We start from the raw sequence: 16,264 nt of genomic DNA on the forward strand, positions 1-16,264 counted from the left end.
TATTTTAACTAATACAATTATTCTTCGTCAGTTGATGAAGTTCCGTATTTGTTAAGAAGTTCTTGATTTTCTCTTTTTTCTTCTTCTATTTCTATTTTCTTAATTGAAAGTTTAATTCTTTCTTTTTCTCTGTCTATTTCAACTATTTGAGCTTTTACAGTATCTCCAACATTAAATCTATCTTTTAGATTTTTTATGAAATCTTTTGAAGCAAGTTGAGCAGGGATAAATCCATCTACTCCTTCACATAGATTTACGAACATTCCAAAGTCAAGAATGTTTTTAATCTCTTTAGTTACTGTTTGTCCTACTTTGTAAGTTTCCATAGCTTTTTCCCATGGGCTCTTAGTTGTAGCTTTTATGCTTCCTTTGATTTTGTTTTCAGCAGTATTTAATTCAATAACTTTAAAGCTTATTTCGTCTCCTACTGAGAATTTTTTATTTGCTTCTCCTGGCCAAGTATAATCTGAGTTGTGTACAAATACGTCAACACCTGGTTCTATTTCAGCAAATAGACCAAAATCTTTTACTTCTACAACTTTAGCTTTTAATTCTGTTCCTACTGCATATCTTTCTTCAGCAGTATCCCAAGGATTTGCAGAAAGTTGTTTTATTCCAAGTTTTAATCTTCTGTTTTCAGGATTGAATTCAAGAACTTTAACTTGAATTTCATCTCCAACTTGGATATAATCTCCAAGATTTACTCTTTTCTTATTCCAAGCAAAGTCTGACATGTGTACTAATCCTTCTACACCATCAGCTATTTCTACAAATGCTCCATAAGGTAATAACTTAGTTACTTTACCAGCTACAACTGAATCTACTCCAACTGTTTCAGCAACTACTTCCCATGGATTTCTTGTTAATGCTTTTATAGATAATTTGATATTTCTCTTTTCTGGTTCAAGAACGATAACTTGAGCTTTAACAACATCTTTTTTCTTATAGAAGTCGCTTAATTTATCAAGTTTTTTCCATGATACTTCAGAGATATGAATAAATCCTCTTAAGTGACCAATTCTTACAGATAATCCAAAGTCCATAACATCAGTTACTTCAGCTTCAACTATATCTCCTACTGATAATTTTTCAAATTCTTCTTCTTCTTTTAAGATAGTTATATCTTTTCTAGAGAAAGTGATTTTGTCTCCTCTCTTATCTCTAGCTGGTTGCATATCTTTTACCATTACTTTTATTTCTTTTCCAACCATTTTATCTCCATCTTTCATAGAGATTTCTGATAATGAGTTAGGTAGGAAACCTTGGTGAGATAATGCTGTTAATATATATCCACCTTTTACTCTTCTGATTATTTTTGCTTTTATAACTTCTTTATTTTCGAAAGCTTCCTTGATTTTTTTCAAGTTATCTTCCATATCAATTCTTCTTCTAGAACCGATAATGTATTCTCCTTCGTCAGTTTCTCCAACTAAAAGAACTTCTACTTCATCTCCTTGTTCATATCCTTCAAGTTCTTCACTTCTAACTCTTACAGTTGTAGGTTGTCCTGGAGCATCTAGGTATGAGTAGTTTCTATCTTTTTGTGCTATCTTCCCCTTTACTCTTACCTTGTTTGTGTTTTCTTCTGGCAAGTAGTCCTCTAATAATGTTTCAAATTCGTTATAGCTTTCATTGTTATGCATTAAAGATCCCCCTTATTTTATTTTCTATATTTATTACTATTTTTTCTGGCGTTGAAGCTCCCGCAGTGATACCTATTTTTTCTTTTCCTTTTAACCACTCTGGGTTAAGATCAGATTCATCTTGAATCAGGTAAGTATCCGGGTTGAAACTTTTTGAAATCTCATAAAGTTTCTTTGTGTTCGAGCTATTTTTCCCACCAACAACAATAAGTACATCTGTAACTTTAGCTAGTTCTTCAACTGCTTCCTGTCTTACCTGGGTAGCTCCACATATCTTATCTAATATTTTAACATTTGAATGTTGATTTTCCAAATAACTTTTAATTTTTTCTAAACTTTTTTTATTTAAAGTTGTTTGTGTAAGAAGACAATACTCTCTATCACTCTTTATATCAACTTTTTTAAGCTCATCTAAATCTGCACATACCTGCACATTTTTTCCAAAAGAGATGATTCCCTTCACCTCAGGGTGGTTTCTGTCTCCTATAAATACTATATTATAACCTTCTTTTTCCATTTCTACAAGTGTTTTTCTTATTTTGGCTACAAAAACACAAGTTGCGTCATATATCTTTACTTTTCTTTCGGATAACGCACGATACACTTCCTGTGTTGTCCCATGGGCTCTGATGATAACTATATCATTTTCTCCCAAATCATCTTTTCCAGAAAGTATATCTTCCTCTTCAATTATTCTAAAACCATCTTGTTTTAATTCTTCAACTACATTTTCGTTATGGACAAGCATTCCTAAGATAAAAACTCTCTTATTTTCATTTGCTTTTTCTTTAAGTACTTTATGACAAGTATCAATTGCCCCTGCAACACCAAAGCAAAATCCCATATGTTTAGCTCTTATTATTTCCATCTTATTCCTCATTGAACTTTTTAACTTCTATAAGATCAACAAGTGCATCAAGCATCTCATCCTCATCAGGTCCATCTGCAATAAGCTCCAGTTTTCTTCCCTGCTCAGCAGCAAGAAGCATAAGTCCCATTATACTTTTTCCATTTATCTCTTCTCCATCACATTTTACTGTAATATCAGAATCATAACGTGTTACCAGCTGTACAAACAATGAAGATGGTCTAGCATGAAGTCCAGCTTTGTTTTTTATCTCTACAATTCTACTTTTCATTTCACCTCTCCTATACCTAATATATTATATATTTCTCTAAGAAGATCTTTGAGTTTAGCAGAATTATTACATCCTAAAAGCTCTTCTTTCATTTCACTTAATTTTTGATAATCAAGATGTCTTATTAAAGCTTTGGCAAGAGGGACTGATGATTCAACCATACTCAGTTGAGTTATTCCCATACTTAAAAAAACTACCATAGCCTTTGGATCTCCAGCCATCTCTCCACAGACAGACATTGTTTTTCCATACTTATCTGCTGCTTTCTTAATCTCATATATTGCTCTGAATACTGCTGGGTTAAAGCAGTCATACATCTCTCCAACTGTTTCAGAAAGTCTATCTGTAGCTAATATATATTGAGTCAGATCGTTACTTCCAATACTGAAAAAATCAATCTTTTGAGCAAAATCTTCTGCCATTAGAATTACAGAAGGTACTTCAACCATTATACCAATTTTAATATCCTCTTTAAAGGCTTTTCCTTCTGCTCTCAATTCAGCTTTTGCCTCTTCTAATACTTCATTAGCTCTATCTATCTCATCTATATTAGTGATCATTGGATACATTATTCTTATATTTTTTTCACTTGAAAGTCTTAAAATTGCTCTTAATTGAGTCTTGAAGATATCCTTATGTTCCAAAGAAAATCTTATACCTCTAAGTCCTAAAAATGGATTGCTTTCAGGTTCCATTTTAAAATATGAAAGCTGTTTATCTGCCCCAATATCAAGTGTTCTAATTACAATTTTCTGTTTATCATCAAAATCTTTTAATATATCTCTATATATTCTTATCTGTTTCTCCTCATCAGGGAACTTACTGCTCTTCATATAGATAAGTTCAGTTCTCAAAAGACCTACTCCTGCAATAGTACTCTTATCTATATCATCATCACTATGACGTTCACTAGCTCCCACATTGAGCATTAAATTAACAGGAACTCCATCCTTTGTTATAGCAGGAAGGTTTGCACACTCCTGAATTTTTTGATACCTTCTTAAAAGTCTCTCTCTTTTTTTACTGTATTCTGCCAGCTGCTCTTCACTTGGAGTGAGTATCACACATGAATTATCCTCAGTTGTATCTAAAATAACCTGATTTTCCCAATCATGTTGAAATACTTTATCAACACCCATTAAAGTCGGAATTTTTAATGATTTAGCTAAGATTGCAACGTGAGAAGTCTCTCCTCCATACTCCATTATTATTCCCTTAAGAGCAATTTTTTCCTTATATAATTTCAAAAGTTCTGTAGGAAAAATCTCCTTTGTAACTAAAATTTTTCCATCATATCTTTGATGACAACCTGCATCTTCACTTTTTAATATCTTAATTATTCTTTTACTTACATCTTTTATATCTGAAGCTCTCTGACTTAAAGTTTTATTTTTAGATTTTTCAAAAAGCTTTACATACTTATCAGATACCTCTTTTATAGCTGCTTCAGAAGTCTTTAATTCCTTTTCAATTGCTTTTTTTATATCAGTTGTATACACTGGATCTTTAATAATAAGAAGATGAGCATCTACAATCTCAAGTTCTTTTTTATCAAGTTCACCAGTTAAACTTTTCTTTAATCCCTCTAATGAGCAAAGCGCAGTTTCAATTGCTTTATCCAGTCTTTCTTTTTCTTCATCTATGTCATACACGGGGATATTTACTGCACATTCTTTTTCACAGGTATCGTTCTCAACATATACATCGCCAATTACAACACCTTCATAAGCTGATTTACCAAATAAACGCTCCATGTTGTTCCCCCTTCTTATTCCTATAACTAAATAAAATTATATCTTATTTTGTACTTTTTTTCAATTTTTTAATATATAAAAAAAATAAAAATATATTGAATATATAAACCTGGTGTGCTAAAATCTAAAATCATAATATTAGAAAAACGGATTTTTTTACGTATTTTATAATTTAATATAGCTACCTGTACACAATTTAGTCTTTATAATAAGAGGAGGTTCACCTAATGAACACTATGTTAGAGGTTTTTGGCATCAATTATTTTTCTGAACTGGAATTAAAAAGTAGAGTACCCAGTTCTTTTTTTAAAAAATTTAAAGCTGTACAGCTTGGAGAGGCTCAGATGTCTCTTGAACTTGCTGATGTTATTGCAAATGCTGTAAAGACTTGGGCTACTGAAAAAGGTGCCACTCATTTTACTCACTGGTTCCAACCCCTTACAGAGCTAACTGCTGAAAAGCATGAATCTTTTATCTCTGTAACTGCTGAAGGTACTATTATGTCACAGTTTTCTGGAAAAGATCTGATTAAAGGAGAAGCTGATACATCATCATTTCCAAATGGTGGACTGAGATCTACTTTTGAAGCTCGTGGATATACTGCGTGGGACACAAATTCTCCTATGTTTATCAAAGGAGAGGGAGCTACAAAATCCCTATATATTCCAACAGCTTTTGTAGGATATAATGGAGAAGCTCTGGATAAAAAGGTACCTCTTCTACGTTCTATTAAAACTTTGGAGACAGAAGCTATAAGAATACAACGTCTTTTAGGAGATGAAAAGACAAAACATATAAATGTTACACTTGGTGTTGAACAGGAATACTTCCTGGTAGAAAAAGAATTTTACGATAAACGTCAGGACTTAGTTCTTGCAGGACGTACTCTATTTGGAAATCTACCTCCTAAAGGACAGGAGCTAAATGACCATTATTATGGTACTATTAAAGAGAGAATAGAAGTATTTATGTCTGAACTTGATTCAGAACTTTGGAAACTTGGGGTAATGGCCAAAACAAAACATAATGAAGTTGCACCTAGCCAATTTGAAATCGCTCTGATGTTTACCTCTGCAAATGTTTCAGTAGATCAAAACCATCTTGCTATGGATACAATAAAGAAGGTTGCAATAAGACATGGCCTTGCTGCTCTTCTACATGAAAAACCATTCCAGGGAGTAAATGGTTCAGGAAAACACTGTAACTGGTCTATGTGTACTGACACTGGTATAAACCTATTTGATCCTGATAACTTATCAAATGATAACTTCCAATTTTTACTATATACAATGGCAGTAGTTGAAGGAATAGACAGATATGCAGATGTGCTAAGAGCATGTACTGCTACTCCTGGAAACGACCACAGACTTGGAGGAAATGAAGCTCCACCAGCTATTATCTCTATATTCTTAGGTGAACAGTTACAGGAATTTTTAGAAAATATTGGAAAGATGGATTTCACAAATTCAACAGGAAGTAACGAAACTATTGATATAGATATTACTATGCCTAAGATTCCAAAAGATATTTCAGATAGAAACAGAACCTCTCCATTTGCATTTACAGGTAACAAATTTGAATTTAGAATGCCTGGATCAAGTGCTTCAGCTTCAACTCCAGTATTTATGATAAATACAATAGTTGCTGATATCTTAAGAGAGTATGCTGACTATCTTGAAAAAGTAGATCCAAATGAAAATATTAATAAAGCTGTAATTAAACTTATTAAAAATAGATATAATAAACATAAAAGAATAATTTTCAATGGAAATGGATATGACTCTGCATGGATTGAAAATGCAAAAAGACTTGGTCTATCTAACCTAAAAAATACTATAGAGGGAATTCCTGTATATATCAGAGAGGAAACTATAGCCTTATTTGAAAGAAACAGAGTCCTTTCAAGAAATGAGCTTTACTCAAGATTTAAAGTATACAGTGATAGATTTAATAAACAGACAAATATTGAGATTTCTACTGCTGTAAAAATGGCCAGAAATGAAATCTATCCATGTATCATAAAATATATAACAAATATAGCTCAAATGATTAACAGTGTAAGGGAAGCTTTGAAGGAAGAGGAGTATATCCAATTTGACAAGGAACACCTGATTAAAGTAATTGGATATAAAAATAGACTTAAAAATACAATTACAAGTCTTAATGAGGGACTTAAAAAAGCTGTGGCTATTCCAGATGAATATGAAAGAGCATGTTTTTACAATAAAGAGCTTATCCCTATTTTAAATGAGATGAGAGTCATTGTAGACGCACTTGAAATCCTGATAGATAAAACAGTGTGGCCTATTCCAACTTACTATGATTTATTATTCAGATTATAAGGGAGGTATATATGAACAAAACATCCTTTGGTGAAAAGTTTATAAGTTCTTTTAAAATTCAACATAATTTTACTGAAGCTTCTTCAGAAGATAATAAAATCAAATGTGAAAACATAGCTAAAAAATAATAGATAAAAATATTACAGCTATGAAATATCTTCAGGATAAGTGATTGCCATGTCTAATTTTATTAATAATGACGCTAAATTGCTTTATGATATGATTATCAGTTTAAATAAAACTATTGTAAATGATTCAAGACAGGCTGCAAAAAGAGAGTTTTCTGTAATAAATGAGGGAACATTAATAAATTACTGTAACTCTATATTCTCCTATAAACCTTTTTCTACAGAACTTCTATGCGAATCTTTTGAAGAAGGAGTTGCATATACAATATATCACCTGAATAAAGGTCACTGCTTTTCAGATGGAAATAAAAGAACTACATTTGCAGTAACTATGTTATTTATTGAAACTTTTGGTAAAGTAAATTTTGACACTGAATTTTTCTCTGGTGTTTTGGCTATGTTCTTAGTATATATGCTGGATAATAATATCTCAGAAAAACAAGTTTATGAATGGGTTAAAAAACAGTTCAGTTCTAAGTTTTAAAAACAGATAATAAAATATATTAAACGAGGCTGTTACAAATTCTAAAAAAGGTTTTAGAATTGCAACAGCCTCTTATTTGTTAAATTTTTCTCTATAATTTCACCATTATAGTCCAGACATCAGAAGTTTATCTCCTGCTCTTAAAACAACATCTCCATTTGGAATAATATCCTTATCCCCTCTTCTTATTGCAATAATATGCATACTTCTAGGGAAAGATATCTCTTTTATACTCTTATCTACATAATCTGACTCTTTATCCACATAAAGTTTTTTAATTGAAAGCTCTTCCAGCTCTTCAATATCTATCTCAGTAGCCTCATTATCATTTGATTTATCTACAAGTTTTAACATCTTAGCAAGTGGTTTTAATGTCATTCCCTGAATTAAAACAGAAAACACAACTATATAGAAAACCAGATTAAACATAGATTGAGAATTTTCTATTCCCTCTGTAATTGCCATTGTTGAAAATATAATAGGTACAGCTCCTTTAAGACCTGCCCACCCCATAAAAAACTTCTCTTTTACAGAGTATCTGAATTTACTTAAAAGTAAAAATACAACAGCCATTCTTGAAACAATTGTTATTAAGATAGCAAGTATACTACCTGTAAGCATAAATTTTACAAGCTGAGTAGGGAACACCAGTAATCCCAACAATATAAACATTGTTATCTGCATAAGCCAAGAGATTACTCTCATATTTCTAAGAGTGTTCAATCTGAAACTGAATCTCTCATTTCCTATAAATATTCCCATTAGATAGATAGCTAAAAATCCATTTCCTTTTAAAATATTAGTTACAGAAAAACAGATAAAGAGCATAGCTATCATATGTATAGTAAGAAATTCCTCCCTTTCTATCTTAAGAAGTTTTCCTACTGGAAGTGTAAGTTTACCAAAAGCCACTCCAAATGCAGCACCTACAACTAACTGTCTTATTAAAAATATAACTCCACCTAAAACAGACATTCCATCCGCTTTTACCATAGACATAATAAAAAGTATCAAAGCATATGCCATAGGGTCATTACTTCCAGACTCTATCTCTATAACACTTTTTATTCTCTTTTTTAAGTCAGAATCTCCAAGCATTGATATTACTGCTGCAGCATCTGTTGATGAAACAATAGCACCAAATAAAAATGCTTCTACAAGACTGAAATTAGTTAGAAAATATGTAAATATTCCTGCAAACATGGCAGTTAGAAATACCCCAACTGTTGCAAGAATTCCACTTGGATATAAAGCTGCCTTTACATCCTCTCTTTTAGTCTCCAAGGCACCAGAAAATAGTATAAATAACAATGCAAAGTTTCCCATATTCTGGGTAATTGCAGCATCATCAAAATATATTCCACCTATTCCCTCTGACCCTGCTAACATACCAATAAACAAAAACATTATCAATAATGGAACTTGTACCTTTTTAGAAAGTCTTATTGACAGAAGACTTATTATAAGTAAAATTCCACAAGTTAAAATTTTATATTCCATAGCACCTCCATCATTTCAAGTACGTATTATATATTTTTTTCATTATATTAAACCACTGTTTATATTCTTTTTTATGAAAGCTATTTTTCATAAAAACAAAGTTAAACTCCCTCTCCTCTTCACTGTTTTTCACATCAATAACTGCTAGCTGTCCAGCTTTAAGGTCGTCTTCAATAGCTTTTTTATATAAAAATGAGATTCCTACATCTTTTTTTACAAGCTCTTTTATAACATTTATATTCTCTATCTCATATTTCTTTTTAAAATTGCTTATGGACAGATTATTTTCATACAAGATCTTTTCAAATATATCCCTGCTTCCAGAACCAGCTTCACGAAGAATAAGCCTTTCACTTAAAAGATCTTCAAAGGAACATTTCTTCTGAGCAATGGGATTATCAACTGAACACACTCCAACAAAAGTTTCCTTTGCAAAAACTATGGACTCATAATCAGTTTTCTCAAAAAATCCCTCTATAAGAGCAAATTCAATATTGCCATTTTTTAATTCTTCCAAAAGTTCTCTAGTATCCCTTATCATAAAATTAATATTTACATCTGGATAATCTATGGAGAGCTTTTCCATTATCTTTGGCATTGCATATTCACCAATTGTAAGAGTAGCTCCAAAGTGCAGTGTTCTTTTTACATAACCTAATTCTGTGATCTCTTCCTGAATTTTTTTTGAATCAGAACTCAAAGTCAGAAGATATTTATATAAAATCTTGCCCTGCTCAGTCATTGTAAGTACTTTTTTATTATAGTTAAAAAGCTTACACTGATAGAACTCTTCAAGATGTTTTATATGCTGTGTTACTGCTGGCTGAGTCATGTGTAAATTCTCAGCAGTCTTGGTATAATTCCTTGTTTTGCACAGTTCTATAAAGGTATTTACTCTAAAATCAAGCATTATCCTTCCCCTTTCATAGCTATAATTTATTATTATACACATATAATAATATATAATTTTATTTTATGCTATTTTCGTGATAAAATCAACATGAAAAAAATAAATATTAATAAATATCTAATAGGAGGCATATTATGAATTTTAAATTTTCTGAGGAACAAAAGTTATTTTTAGACAAAGTATCACAAATAGCTAAAAAAGATGTCGCACCTATGGCAGCTCAAACTGATAAAGAGGCACGTTTTCCAAAAGAGGTAATTGAAAAACTTGCTCATGAAGGAATTATGGGTATCCCATTTGATAAAAAATATGGTGGATTGGGAATGAATAATGAAACATATGCAGCTGCAGTAGAGGAGCTATCAAAAGTATGTGCCTCAACTGGTGTAATTATGTCAGCTCACACATCTCTATGTGCCTGGCCAATTGCAACTTATGGAAATGAATCTCAAAAAGAAAAATACCTTGTTCCACTTGCTACAGGTAAAAAAATCGGAGCTTTTGGTTGGACAGAAGCTGAAGCAGGTACTAGAACAACAGCAATTAAAGAGGGAAAAAACTATATTTTAAATGGTAAAAAAGTTCTTATTACAAACTCTCACGAAGCAGAAATTTTTGTTGTATTTGCTAAAACAGATTTTGAAAAAAATACTCTAACAGCATTTATTCTTGAAAAAGGAACTGAAGGATTTTCAGTAGGAGAAGCTGAAGATAAAATGGGAGTAAGAGGTTCTTCAACAGCTGAACTTCATTTTAACAACTGTATTATCCCAGAAGAAAACATCCTTGGTAATGTAGGTGAAGGACTTAAAGTAGCTATGACTACACTTAATGGTGGTAGAATAGGTGTAGCTGCTCAAGCTGTTGGTATCGCTCAAGGTGCACTAGATGCAGCAATTGATTATGTAAAGTCAAGAATGCAAATGGGACAACCAATATCTCATCACCAAAACATCCAATTTACAATAGCTGATCTTCAAACTAAGATAGATGCAGCAAGACTTATGGTACAAAGAGCTGCAAATGCAAAAGATGCCAATGAAGATTATGGATATATGGCATCAATGGCTAAATTATTTGCTTCTGAAGTAGCTATGGAAACTACTACTAAAGCTGTTCAGTTATTTGGTGGAAATGGATATTCTAAAAAATTCCCAGTTGAAAGAATGATGAGAGATGCTAAAATAACAGAGATCTATGAGGGAACTTCAGAAGTTCAAAAAGTTGTAATTGCAGGACATATGAATATTAAATAGAAATATTAAGTTAATCATTTACATAATCTATTTTATCCCATATAATATATAACAGAATATAAAGGTTTGGTGATTTATTTGAGAAAAGAGATTAGTTTTTATAATTCTGTTATGAAAAATGGTACGTCAAAGGGACAGATTAACACATTTAAAAAGAAGATAAAATTTATTGGAAGAAATATTCTATTTTTTAACCATTCTAAGAAAATAGCTGATTTTCTTATGACTCACAGATTTTTAAAAAATGAGGTATACAGATATCCAGCTTTATGTAGCAAGATTCACAGACCTTATATTACAAATTTTTTAAAAATTCATGATAAGGTAGATATTATTATCTCTTCATATAAGTTTCTGGATAATTTTTTCAACGATGCAACTTTAGAGACTCTTTATAAAAATGGTGAGATGAAGATATGTGATGTTATTGGAAAAAATGAAGATAGTTTTTCTATTGTTTTAAATCTTTATACTAACTTTGAAAAAGAGGGAGAATTTAATCTTACTTGCTATAACAGTGATAGTAAGATGCTTGCTAAGATGACCTTTGCAATGAAAGGTAATAAGATTATAATTGGTGGTCTTCAAGGTCTTGAAAAAGGTGAAGATCCTGAGATTATAAAAACAGCTACTAAAAGTTTATATGGAACATTTCCTAAAAAACTTCTTATTGAAGCACTTTATGATTTATTTCCACAATGTGAAAAAATTGCTGTTGGAAATGAAAGTCATATCTATCTCTCAGCAAGATATAAGTTTAAAAAATACAGAACTATCAATGCAGATTACGACGACTTCTGGGAGAGCTTAAATGGGCATAAAGAAGGAGTTATGTGGTCTCTTCCCCAAGAGATAGAGAGAAAAAATATTGAAGATGTCCCTAGTAAAAAAAGATCTATGTACAATAATAGATTTAGAGTTTTAGATGAGATGAAAGCATCTATTGATAAGTTTTTAACAGATAATAAAAGATAACAAAAGATAATAAAAATAATAAAGAGACTGTTGCACTTATAAAACTGTAAAAATAAAATTCCTGGCATTAGAAATTATTTCGTAATTTATGCAGCGAAACAGAATACTGAAAATTTGACTGTTTGAACGCAGTGAGTTTCAAATTTTCTTTCTGTAAGCAAAATAAATAGAAAAAATTTCTAGCTTAGAGAATTTTATCTTTTACAAATTTGCAACAGCCTCTTATTTTTATATCTCTTTTGTATATTTTTTAAGCCATTCTTTTTCTTTCTCTTCAAGATAAGGTGATACTTTGTCAAATACCATTTTGTGATAGTTATTCAACCATTCTTTTTCATCACATGATAAAAGCTCTGGTATAACTCCATCTAAATCCAATGGCACATAAGTCATAATTTCAAATCTCATAAACTGACCAAACTCTGTAGCCTCATCTTTTCTTACAATAAGCTCATTTTCAAGTCTTATTCCATGTGAACCCTCTATATATACTCCAGGTTCATTAGTAACATTCATTCCCTCTTCAAGAACTTGTGGATTATACTGTACTCTTATTCCCTGAGGTCCTTCATGAACATTTAATAAGAATCCAACTCCATGTCCAGTTCCACATTTATAGTCAATTCCCTCTTCCCAAAGAGATTGTCTTGCTAAAATATCAAGGTTTGTTCCAGTTACACCATGTAAAAATTTAACCTTTGAAAGTTTTATCATCCCTTTTAAAGTGAGAGTAAAATGCCTTTTTATCTTTTCATCACATTTTCCTAAAACATATGTTCTTGTAATATCAGTAGTACCATCATAATATTGTCCACCAGAATCAACTAGTAAAAGTCCTTCTGGTTTTAATTCTGTATCACTTTCTTTAGTAGCTTTATAATGCATCATAGCAGCATTTGCTCCATAAGCACTAATTGTATCAAAGCTAGGTTCTATATAAAGTTTTTGAGCCTTTCTAAAGCCTTCCAGAACATCTGAAGCTGATATCTCAGTTATTTTTTCTTTTCCTATTGTATTTTTTAGCCAATACATAAATTTTGTAACTGCAACAGCGTCTCTTAGGTGACAGTTTCTCAAGTTGTCAAGCTCTACGTCATTTTTACAAGCCTTCATTAAAGTACTTGGATTTTTTCTATTTACAACTTTTACACTTTTTTTCAAGCTGCTAAATACTTTATAATTAATCTTATGGAAATCCATCATAAGAACATCTGAATTTGAAATAAGTTCCATATCTTCAAATATCTCATCATAATCTCTTACCTCAATCCAGTTGTTAAATAGATATTTTTCAACTTTCTCATCAAGTTTTTTCTCATTTATATAAAGTATAGCCCTGTCTGCTGTAATTGTTGCATAAGCAAGATTAACAGGATTGCATTTTACATCATTTCCTCTTAAATTGAATATCCATGCAATATCATCAAGTGATGACACAACATTCATATCACAATTTTCTTTTACAAGAATCTCTCTTATTCTAGCAAGTTTTGATTTTGTTTCTTCACCACAGTATTTTGTATCTAAAACAAAAGCTGTACTGCTTGCAAGTGCAGGTCTATCTTCCCAAAGCTCACCTATTAAATCATAATCACAGTTGATTTTAATATCATCAAATTTGAACTTTGATTTAAGCTCTCCTACCTGTTCAACAGAAAGTACTCTTCCGTCAAATCCAACACATTGACCTTTTTTTATTTTGTCTCCTATAAATTCAGCATAAGTTGGTACACCAGGTTCTCTCATTTTAAAAAGGGTAATACCTGTTCCCTCAATCTGTTTTGCAGCCTGGATAAAATATCTTCCATCAGTCCAAAGTCCTGCCATATCCTGTGTTACAACTACTGTTCCTGCAGAACCTGTAAATCCTGATATCCACTCTCTGCATTTAAAATGTTCCCCAACATACTCACTTTGATGATAATCAGAAGAAGGGATTATATAAAAATCTATTCCTCTTTCATTCATAAGCTCTCTAAGTTTTGCTAATCTTTCCGCTATTTTCAAATATATCACCCCTTTTATTCAACTGTTACTGATTTAGCCAGGTTTCTAGGTTTATCTACATCAAGTCCCTTCTCAACTGCTGTATAGTATGCTAGCAGCTGTAAAGGTACCACTGTAAGTAAAGGTGCTAAAATTCTGCTTGTATTATCAACAAATACTGCATCATCTGCAACTTCTAATACCTGTGAATATTCCTTTTCTGTTATAGCTATTACATAGCCTCCTCTGGCTTTTATCTCTTTTATATTTGACACGATTTTTTCAACCATATCTTCCTGTGTAACAACTGCTACCACTAAAGTTCCAGGTTCTATAAGAGCAATTGTACCATGTTTTAATTCTCCTGCTGCAATTGCTTCAGTATGAATATATGTTACCTCTTTCATCTTTAGTGAACCTTCTCTAGCGATTTTTTCATCTATTCCTCTTCCTATATAGAAACCATTTCTACATCTGTTGACTTTTTTTGCCAACTGACGTAATGTCTCTTTGTCTGAAAGAGCTATCTCTATTTTATCAGAAAAATCTGATATTGTCTTAATATATTCAAGATACTTTTCATCATCTATTTTTCCATTTTTTCTTCCCATGTAAGTAGCAAAAATATACATAAGTACCACTTGAGCCATATAAGCTTTAGTTGATGCTACTGATATCTCTGGACCTGCCATAGTATATAAAACTATATCTGCCTCTCTTGAAATAGTTGACCCTAATACATTTGTAAGAGCAAGAGTTATAGCTCCACGTTCTTTTGCAAGTTTCATAGCCATCAATGTATCAAGTGTCTCTCCAGATTGACTTACAAATATTGCAAGGGTTTTGTCATTTATAAATGGATCAGAATATCTAAACTCTGAAGCAACATCTACATCAGCTCTAATTCCAGCCATTTTTTTAAGAAAGTAAGCTCCCTGTAACCCAGCATGATATGCAGTTCCACAAGCTACAATTACAATATTATCTATTTTTGAAAAGTCAACTTTTTCAAATTCCTCTCCAAAATAGATATCTTCATTCTTCGTATATCTCTCAAGAGTTCTTTTTACCACTTCTGGTTGTTCATGAATCTCTTTTAGCATAAAGTGTGGGTAACCTTTTTTATTTGCCTGCTCGCTGTCCCATTCCACTCTTTGTATCTCTTTTTTTATTTCATTTCCATCCTGGTCAAATACAGTTACTTTATCTTTTTCTAAAAGTGCCATCTCTCCATTATCTAAAAAGATGACATCTCTTGTGTGCTTCAATATAGCTGGTACATCTGATGCTATAAAATTCTTATTCTTTCCAAGACCTATAATAAGTGGACTCTCTTTTCTTGTACAAACAAGTCTATCAGGTTCCTCTACATCTATTATTCCCAAAGCATAACTTCCTCTTAAAACAGATTTTACTTTTTTCAAAGTCTCAATCATATCTCCATTGTAATATTTTGAGAAAAGATGAGCTACTACCTCACTATCAGTTTGTGATGCAAAAGATACACCTTCCTGTTCAAGGGAATTTCTAAGATCAATATAGTTTTCTATTATACCATTATGTACAATAGCAACCTTTCTATCCTGACTGAAATGGGGATGAGAGTTTTCATCAGTTGGGTTTCCATGTGTTGCCCATCTAGTGTGTCCTATCCCAAGTGTTGAGATATCCTTTTTACCTTCTAAAGCTTTTTTAAGGTTCGCTAATTTACCACTTTTTTTCTCGATAAATATCTTTCCATTCTCCATCAAAGCTACTCCAGCAGAGTCATATCCTCTGTATTCAAGCTTTTCAAGTCCTTCAAGAATTACCTCCATAGCTTCATTTTTCATACCAACGTAACCAATAATTCCACACATAATGCTTCCTCCTATGTAATTTTTAATGTCCTAGGAGATTGTTACTTACTGCCTTTTTGTCCTTTGGGTTACCCTAAAGTTTTGTTGGCAATGGCTGTAACCACCTTCTGAAGTATCCGCCGAAATTTCGATAAACTCCAGTCCTCGTCAGCTTAATAAGCTCAGGCGCTCTTATATTTAATCTCCACTTTATTTAAAAAAGCTGGCTATTATCCATAGCCAGCTCATATTATACAACTTTTTCAGTCGTTTTTCTACTATTTAGCTGCTTTAGCTTCTTTTGCTTTC

General features: G+C 31.8%; 12 protein-coding genes. 4 read left to right on the forward strand and 8 right to left on the reverse strand.

Annotated features, from left to right (window positions below):
• Positions 1-17: 17 nt before the first annotated feature.
• Genes IX290_RS08560 through ptsP form a run of 4 tightly spaced genes read right to left on the reverse strand, consistent with a single transcriptional unit; the run spans position 18 to position 4,536 of the window.
• Complete coding sequence (locus IX290_RS08560; protein ID WP_249168913.1) at positions 18-1,643, reverse strand: 30S ribosomal protein S1; 1,626 nt, start codon at positions 1,641-1,643, stop codon at positions 18-20.
• Entirely contained in the window at positions 1,636-2,511 is an 876-nt protein-coding gene (gene ispH, locus IX290_RS11665) for a 4-hydroxy-3-methylbut-2-enyl diphosphate reductase (protein ID WP_249168912.1), read from the reverse strand. The genes IX290_RS08560 and ispH overlap by 8 nt, the downstream gene beginning before the upstream one ends.
• Position 2,512: 1 nt before the next feature.
• Positions 2,513-2,782, reverse strand: coding sequence for an HPr family phosphocarrier protein (locus IX290_RS08565; protein WP_211492800.1), 270 nt, complete (start codon positions 2,780-2,782; stop codon positions 2,513-2,515).
• The gene (gene ptsP, locus IX290_RS08570) at positions 2,779-4,536 is read right to left on the reverse strand and encodes a phosphoenolpyruvate--protein phosphotransferase (protein ID WP_211492801.1); all 1,758 of its coding nucleotides are present in this window, start codon (positions 4,534-4,536) and stop codon (positions 2,779-2,781) included. The genes IX290_RS08565 and ptsP overlap by 4 nt, the downstream gene beginning before the upstream one ends.
• A gap of 227 nt (positions 4,537-4,763) precedes the next feature.
• Between ptsP and IX290_RS08575 the strand changes: the two genes are divergently transcribed.
• Together IX290_RS08575 and IX290_RS08580 are read left to right on the forward strand one after the other, a co-directional pair.
• Positions 4,764-6,878, forward strand: a complete 2,115-nt coding sequence (locus IX290_RS08575) for a glutamine synthetase III (protein WP_211492802.1) — start codon at positions 4,764-4,766, stop codon at positions 6,876-6,878.
• A gap of 177 nt (positions 6,879-7,055) precedes the next feature.
• Complete coding sequence (locus IX290_RS08580; protein ID WP_211492803.1) at positions 7,056-7,490, forward strand: Fic family protein; 435 nt, start codon at positions 7,056-7,058, stop codon at positions 7,488-7,490.
• Between the two features lie 105 nt (positions 7,491-7,595).
• Here the strand turns inward: IX290_RS08580 and IX290_RS08585 are convergent, their stop codons facing one another.
• Positions 7,596-8,990 carry a potassium/proton antiporter gene (locus IX290_RS08585; protein WP_211492804.1) on the reverse strand — a complete coding sequence of 465 codons (1,395 nt, stop codon included), beginning with the start codon at positions 8,988-8,990 and terminating at the stop codon, positions 7,596-7,598.
• Positions 8,991-9,000: 10 nt separating this feature from the next.
• Entirely contained in the window at positions 9,001-9,900 is a 900-nt protein-coding gene (locus tag IX290_RS08590) for a LysR family transcriptional regulator (RefSeq protein WP_211492805.1), read from the reverse strand.
• Positions 9,901-10,034: 134 nt separating this feature from the next.
• Between IX290_RS08590 and IX290_RS08595 the strand changes: the two genes are divergently transcribed.
• Both IX290_RS08595 and IX290_RS08600 read left to right on the forward strand, forming a co-directional pair.
• Positions 10,035-11,156: an acyl-CoA dehydrogenase family protein gene (locus tag IX290_RS08595; protein WP_211492806.1), complete on the forward strand. Its 1,122-nt coding sequence runs from the start codon at positions 10,035-10,037 to the stop codon at positions 11,154-11,156.
• Between the two features lie 111 nt (positions 11,157-11,267).
• Positions 11,268-12,131, forward strand: a complete 864-nt coding sequence (locus tag IX290_RS08600) for a DUF535 family protein (protein ID WP_249168911.1) — start codon at positions 11,268-11,270, stop codon at positions 12,129-12,131.
• Positions 12,132-12,359: 228 nt separating this feature from the next.
• Here IX290_RS08600 and IX290_RS08605 read toward each other — a convergent pair whose 3' ends face one another.
• On the reverse strand, positions 12,360-14,138 hold the full coding sequence (locus IX290_RS08605) for an aminopeptidase P family protein (protein WP_211492808.1): 1,779 nt from the start codon (positions 14,136-14,138) through the stop codon (positions 12,360-12,362).
• A 14-nt stretch (positions 14,139-14,152) separates the two neighbouring features.
• Positions 14,153-15,976 (reverse strand): glutamine--fructose-6-phosphate transaminase (isomerizing), encoded by a 1,824-nt coding sequence (gene glmS, locus IX290_RS08610; RefSeq protein ID WP_211492809.1) that lies wholly within the window; start codon positions 15,974-15,976, stop codon positions 14,153-14,155.
• Positions 15,977-16,264 lie beyond the last annotated feature (288 nt).

It is taken from the genome of Fusobacterium sp. DD2, from assembly GCF_018205345.1.
In the GTDB taxonomy this organism is placed as follows: Bacteria; Fusobacteriota; Fusobacteriia; order Fusobacteriales; family Fusobacteriaceae; genus Fusobacterium_A.